This is a genomic window from Jiangella endophytica, from assembly GCF_003427025.1.
GTDB lineage: Bacteria > Actinomycetota > Actinomycetes > Jiangellales > Jiangellaceae > Jiangella > Jiangella endophytica.
Genome location: NZ_QVAI01000016.1, coordinates 183602 through 189983 on the forward strand (window position 1 = coordinate 183602; position 6382 = coordinate 189983).

At 71.9% G+C, this 6382-nt stretch carries 3 protein-coding genes; all 3 read left to right on the top strand.

The features are described from left to right. Positions 1-20 precede the first annotated feature (20 nt). The 3 genes from DZA62_RS27075 to DZA62_RS27085 are packed head-to-tail and all read left to right on the top strand — an operon-like array spanning position 21 to position 6277. Positions 21-2288 carry a S9 family peptidase gene (locus DZA62_RS27075; protein WP_157987941.1) on the top strand — a complete coding sequence of 756 codons (2268 nt, stop codon included), beginning with the start codon at positions 21-23 and terminating at the stop codon, positions 2286-2288. Between the two features lie 32 nt (positions 2289-2320). Then, complete coding sequence (locus DZA62_RS27080; RefSeq protein ID WP_116952061.1) at positions 2321-4588, top strand: S9 family peptidase; 2268 nt, start codon at positions 2321-2323, stop codon at positions 4586-4588. A 6-nt stretch (positions 4589-4594) separates the two neighbouring features. Then, the gene (locus DZA62_RS27085) at positions 4595-6277 is read left to right on the top strand and encodes a DUF885 domain-containing protein (protein WP_116952062.1); all 1683 of its coding nucleotides are present in this window, start codon (positions 4595-4597) and stop codon (positions 6275-6277) included. Positions 6278-6382 lie beyond the last annotated feature (105 nt).

Genomic DNA, 6382 nt, shown 5'->3' on the forward strand with positions numbered 1-6382 from the left:
ACGGACCTGAGGAGGACGTCATGACCACCGATCTCGCCACCCGCTACGCCAGGGCCGAGGCCTTGCTGCCGCACCACGTGAAGGACCTGGTCCGCACGCCACGGGTGACGCCGCACTGGATCGGCGGCACCGAGACCTTCTGGTACCGGACCACGACGGCCGAGGGCGTGCGGTTCGTCGTCGTCGACGCCGAGGCGGGCACGAAGCGGTCGGCGTTCGACCACGAACGGCTCGCCCGCGCGCTCGGCGACGTCCTGGGCGAGGAGTTCGACCCGGCCGCCCTGCCGTTCCTCTCCGTCGACCTGCTCCACGACGGCGCGGTGCGGGTGGTCGCCGGGAAGCGGCGGATCGAGGTCTCGCTGGACGACTACACCGCCACGATCCTCGGCCCGGCCCACCCGGGCGAGACGCCGTCGCCGGACGGGCGCTGGGCCGTGGGGATCCGTGACCACAACCTCTACCTGCGCGACACCGCCACGGACGAGGAGCGCCGGCTCACCACCGACGGCGTCGAGGCGTACGACTACGCGACGATGACGGACTCCAGCGCCGCCCTGGTGATGCAGGAGAACCTCGGCTTCACGATGCCGCCGATGGTGGTGTGGTCGCCGGACTCCACCCGGTTCGTCACGCACCGGCTCGATCAGCGCTCGGTCGGGTTCATGCACCTGCTGCGGTCCGCGCCGCCGGAGGGCGGCTTCCGGCCGAGGCCGATGACCTATCGCTACGCCGTCGTGGGCGACGAGGACGTCGCCACCACGGAGTTCCTCGTGTTCGAGGCCGCGACGGGCGCGGTGACGCCGGCCCGGTGCGAGCCGATCCTGGCCCCGCTCGTCCCCGCCATCCCGTACGGCCAGCTGTGGTGGAGCGCGGACGGCGCGACGGTCTACTTCCTCTCCAGCGACCGCGGCGACCACACCGTCCGCCTGCACGAGCTCGACCCGGGGACCGGCGAGGTCACCGTGCTCGTCGAGGAGACCAGCACCTCGCACATCCTGTACGGCCCGCAGCAGCAGGACACCAACATCCGGGTCACGTCCGCGGGCGAGCCGCTGTGGTGGTCGCAGCGCAGCGGGCACGCCCACCTCTACCGGTACGGCCGCGACGGCTCCGCCACCACCCTGACGTCCGGCGACTGGACGGTCCGCCACGTCGTGTCGATCGACGAGGACGCCCGACGGGTCGTGTTCACCGGCGCCGGGCGCGCGCCGGGCTCGGATCCGTACCTGCAGGAGCTGTACTCGGTGTCGCTGGACGGCGGCGAGCTCACCGCGATCACGTCCGACGGCCTCGACCACGACGCCACCCCCTCGCCGTCCGGGCGGTTCTTCGTCGACAACGCCTCGCGGTACGACGTCGAGACCGTATCCGTGCTGCGCGACTCGACCGGCGCCGTCGTGCTGGAGCTGGAGCAGGCCGACGCGTCGGGCCTGTACGCGGCCGGATGGTCGCCCCCGGAGCGCGTCGTGGTGAAGGCCGCCGACGGCGTGACCGACCTCTACTGCGCGATCTACAAGCCGCACGACTTCGACCCGTCGGCGACGTATCCCGTGGTCGAGGAGATCTACCCGGGTCCGCAGATCTCCACCGCGCCGCTGCGCTTCCCGGTGTCCGGGGGCGTACTGACAGGGGAGCGCAACGCGGCGGGGTTCGCGGCACTCGGCTTCGTCGTCGTGGCGGTCGACGGGCGGGGGTCGGCCCTGCGCGGCAAGGACTTCCAGGACTTCGGCCGCCGCGGTCTCGAGGGTGAGTTCGTGGGCGATCACGTCGCGGCGATCAAGCAGCTGGGCGCGACCCGGCCGTGGATGGACCTGGACCGGGTCGGCATCTTCGGACACTCGGCCGGCGGCTACGCCTCGACCAGGTGCATGCTGCTCGCACCCGACTTCTACAAGGTCGCGGTCTCGTCGGCCGGCAGCCACGACAACCGCCCGAACCATGTGTGGTGGGCGGAGAAGTTCTTCGGCTCGCCCGACGAGTTCGACTTCGCCGCCCAGTCCAACCCCGCCCACGCCGCGAAGCTGACGGGCAAGCTGCTGCTGGTGCACGGCGAGATGGACGACAACGCCACGCCGCACCTGACGATGCGCCTGGTCGACGCGCTGATCAAGGCCAACAAGGACTTCGACCTGCTCATCGTCCCCAACGCCGAACATCGCCTGATGATCGGCGCCGCGTACTGGCAGCGGCGGCGCTGGGACTTCTTCGTCCGGCACCTGATGGGCGCGACGCCGCCCGCGTACCAGATCGCCGAGATCCCGGTCGACCCGGAACTGCTGGGGGCCTGACGGCCGCATCACCCACCCCGAGGAGCGTTCGCATGAGCACCGAGCTGGCCGCCCGCTACGCCAGGGCAGAAGCCCTGCTGGCCCACAACCTGAAGAAGCTGATCCACTCCCCGCAGGTCACGCCGCACTGGATCCGGGACACCGAGACGTTCTGGTACCGGAACCAGACGGCCGAGGGCGTGCGGTTCGTGGTCGTCGACGCCGAGGCCGGCACGAAGGAGCCGGCGTTCGATCACGAGCGGCTCGCGGCGGCGCTCGGTGAACTCCTCGACGAGGAGTTCGGTCCGGCCGAGCTCCCGTTCTTCGGGATCGAGATCGCGGACGCGAGCGTGCGCGTCGTCGTCAAGGAGCAGCGGATCGAGGTCGCGCTGGACGACTACAGCGCCACGATCCTCGGCCCCGCACACGGGTCCGAGACCCGGTCGCCGGACGGGCGCTGGGCGGTGGGGCTGCGCGACCACAACCTCTACCTGCGCGACCTGACCACCGACTCGGAACGGCAGCTGACCACGGACGGAGCGGAGGCGTTCTCGTACGGGACGCCGCCGGACGCCAGTGCGAGCCGGGTGATGCATGAGAACCTGGGCTTCACCGCGGCGCCGCTGGTCGCGTGGTCGCCGGACTCGACGCGCTTCCTCACTCACCGGCTCGACCAGCGCGACCTCGAGCTGATGCACCTCGTGCGCTCCGCGCCGCTGGACGGCGGCCGGCCGACGGCGATGACCTACCGCTACGCGATGGTGGGCGACGAGCACGTCGCGACCGCCGAGTTCTTCGTCTTCGACGCCGAGACCGGGCGGGCCACCCAGGCCAAGGGCGAACCGGTGCCGATGGACTACGTCTCGGCGATCGCGCTCGGCCACGCGTGGTGGGGCGACGACGGCACGAAGGCCTACTGGCTGTCGGCGAACCGCGGCGGCCACACGGCCCGGCTGCACGAACTGGACCCCTCGACCGGCGAGGTCTCGGTGCTCCAGGAGGAGTCCAGCGACACCAACGTCCTGCACGGTCCGCAGTTCACCGATCGTCACGTCAAGGTTCTGGCCTCCGGCGAGGTGCTGTGGTGGTCCGAGCGCACCGGCTGGGGGCACCTCTACCTGTACGCACCGGACCGCTCGGTCCGCACCGTCACGGCGGGCGACTGGCTGGTCCGCGCGATCGTGAGCGTCGACCAGCAGGCCCGGCGGGTCCTGTTCACGGCCGCGGGGCGTGAGGCGGGCGCGGACCCGTACCTGCAGGAGCTGTACTCGGTGTCGCTCGACGGTGGCGATGTCACGGCCGTCACCGCCGACGGTCTCGACCACGACCCGCGGCCGTCGCGGTCGGGCCGGTACTTCGTCGACGTCACCTCGCGGGCGGACGTCCCGGCCGTCTCGGTGCTGCGCGACGCGGCCGGCGCCGTGGTGCTGGAGCTGGAGCGGGCCGACGCGTCGGCCCTGTATGCAGCCGGCTGGACGCCCGCCGAGCGCGTGATCGTCAAGGCGGCCGACGGCGTGACGGACCTGCGCTGCGCGATCTACAAGCCGCACGACTTCGACCCGTCCGCGACGTACCCCGTGCTGGACGAGATCTATCCGGGCCCGCAGATCTCCACCACGCCGCTGCGCTTCCCGCTGTCCGGCGGCGTCATGACGGCCGAACGGCACGCGGCCACCTTCGCCGCCCTCGGGTTCGTCGTCGTGGCCGTCGACGCGCGGGGGACCGCGATGCGTGACCGGGCCTTCCAGGACCACGTGCGCCTGGGCGGCGGCGAGTACGCCGACGACCACGCCGCCGCGATCCGGGAGTTGGCGAAGACCCGGCCCTGGATGGACCTCGAGCGCGTCGGCACCTACGGCCACTCCGGCGGCGGCTACGCGTCGACGCGGTGCCTGCTGCTGGCGCCGGACCTCTTCAAGGTCGCGGTGTCGTCCGCGGGTGACCACGACGACCGCATCTACCACGCCTGGTGGGGCGAGCGGTTCTACGGCCTCGCCGACGAGTTCGACTTCGCCCCGCGCTCCAACGTCGTGCTGGCCGGCAACCTCGAGGGCAAGCTGCTGCTGGCGCACGGCGGCATGGACGACAACGTCACGCCGCACCTGACGCTGCGGCTGGTGGACGCGCTCATCGAGGCGGGCAAGGACTTCGACCTGCTGATCGTGCCGAACGCCGACCACCGGATGTTCCACCAGCAGGCCTACTGGCTGCGGCGGCGTTGGGACTACTTCGTGCGGCATCTGATGGGGGAGACTCCGCCCGAGTACCGCATCGCCGACATCCCCGCCGACCCCGAACTGCTCGCCGAGTACGGAGGCTGACCCGTCATGACGGAGAACATCGTGGAGACGAGCTCGATCGGCCGCCTGGCGGACGAGTTCCTGGAGACCACCAGCTCCGCCAACCCCTTCACGGCGTCGATCTTCGGCGTCCCCGGCTACGACGACCGCGTCCCGGACCTGAGCGAGGACGCCGAGGTGGCCGCGGGCGAGCGGCTGCTGGAGCTGGCGGCGCAGGCCGAGGCGATCCCCGCCGACTCCCTCGGCGACGTCGACCGGGTGACCCGCGAGGTGCTCGTCCACTCGGCCCGCTCGGAGGCGGCGCCGCTGGTGGACCGGCACCTGGAGTTCACGGTGTCCGGGCACGCCGGGCCGGTGGCCGGCGCGCTGGCCACTCTCGCGTACACCAGCCTGCGCAGCCCGCGGAACGAACGCGACTACCTGAGTCGCGTCATGGGGGTCAAGGCCTATGTCGACGACATCGGGGTGCGCGCGGCGGCCGGCGTGGCGTCCGGGCGGGTGCCCACCCGGCGCGGCGTCGAACAGACGCTGGAGCGGGTTCGCGCCTACCTGGCCACGCCCGTCGACGCCGACCTGATCGTCGCACCGGCCGCCGGCACGGGCATCGAGGCCGACGTCCGCGCGCACGTCACCGACAGCATCCGCCCGGCGTTCGCGGCGCTGCTGGACGTCCTGTCGGGCCCGGTGCTGGCGGCGGCGCGCGCGGACGAGCGCAGCGGGCTGCTGCACCTGCCGGACGGCGGCGAGATGTACGCCCGCGCCGTCGCGGCGCACACGACGACGTCGCGGACCCCGGGGGAACTCCACCAGCTCGGGCTGGACCTGTGCGCGCAGCTGCGGGAGGAGTTCTCCGAGCTGGGGCAGAAGGTGTTCGGTGTCGGCGACTTCGACGCGATCGTCGAGCGGCTGCGCAACGACCCCGCCCTGCGCTATGCGTCGGCCGAGGACATCGTGGGCGATGCCCGGGCGGCCGTGGCCCGGGCCGAGGCGGCGCTGCCGGACTGGTTCGGCCGGCTCCCGTCGGCGGACTGCGTGGTCGAGCCGATGAACGAGGTGGTCGCTCCCGCGGCGGTGATCGGGGAGTACATGCCGCCGGCCGGCGGGCGGCCTGGGCAGTACAACATCAACACGTACCAGCCGCACACCCGCACCCGGTTCGAGTACGAGACGCTCTCGTTCCACGAGGGCGTGCCCGGCCACCACCTCCAGTTCGCCGTCGCCCAGGAGCTCACCGAGCTGCCGGCGTTCCGCCGCTACCTCTACATCGCCGCCTTCGGCGAGGGCTGGGGGCTCTACTCCGAGCGGCTGGCCGACGAGATGGGGCTGTACTCGGACGACGTGTTCCGGTTCGGGATGCTGTCGTGCGACGCGTGGCGGGCCTGCCGCCTGGTCGTCGACACCGGCCTGCACCACCACGGCTGGACCCGCCGGCAGGCGATCGACTTCATGCTCGCCAACAGCGCCGTCTCACCCCCGAACGTGGTCAACGAGGTCGATCGGTACATCGCCTGGCCCGGGCAGGCGCTGGCCTACATGACCGGGCGCCTGGAGATCGATGCCCTGCGCCGCACCGCCCAGGACCGTCTCGGCGCCGACTTCGACATCCGCGCCTTCCACGACACGGTCCTGGGCAACGGAGCCGTCCCGCTGGCCGTGCTCTCCACCGAGGTCCACCGCTGGATCGGCGACCAGACCCGCACGAGTCGCTGAGGCAGCGGTGACCCGCGGCGAGGACCTCCGGGGTCTCGGTGCGCGGTGTCCCTCTAGGGTGGGCCGATGGCGTCGGTCAGGCAGGTTCAGGTCACGTTCGATTGT